At 67.4% G+C, this 393-nt stretch carries 1 pseudogene; it reads right to left on the bottom strand.

The features are described 5' to 3' along the window. Positions 1 to 393, bottom strand: a pseudogene (locus tag FKM52_RS21790) (VENN motif pre-toxin domain-containing protein); the annotation flags it as partial.

The following is a 393-nucleotide window of genomic DNA, read 5'->3' as shown; positions in this document are numbered from 1 at the left end:
CCGCCCGCCAGCCCCTGCATCGCCGCCGTTACCGCCTGTATCGCCTGCTGCACCCTGCCGCCCGTGCCCTGCCCGTTTTCCCCGTTCGCCTGCTCCGGCGCCGCGATTTTCTCCTGCGTCCGCGCGATATCTGCCGCCTGGCTGCCGATTTCACCGATGAGCTGCGCTTCCTTCAGCCGCTGCTGCTCTTTCTCCCGGTCGAAGATTTGCTCCAGCACCTGATTCGCGTTCTCCGTGTCACGGCTCAGCCCCGCGGTATCCTGCCGCTGCTGCTCAGCGTCACGGACGGTGAGGCTGCCCGCGCTGATGGCCGACTGCGTCACCGAACCGGCGCTGTCGCCGCCCTTCACCCCGCTCAGCAGGCTGTTCGCCATGTTCCCCACAAACTGTTCC

Origin of the sequence: Mixta tenebrionis, from assembly GCF_006517625.1 — a bacterium.
Lineage (GTDB): Bacteria > Pseudomonadota > Gammaproteobacteria > Enterobacterales > Enterobacteriaceae > Mixta > Mixta tenebrionis.
The sequence above is the reverse complement of the archived record's forward strand: the minus strand, read 5'-3'. Positions and strand labels throughout refer to the sequence as shown.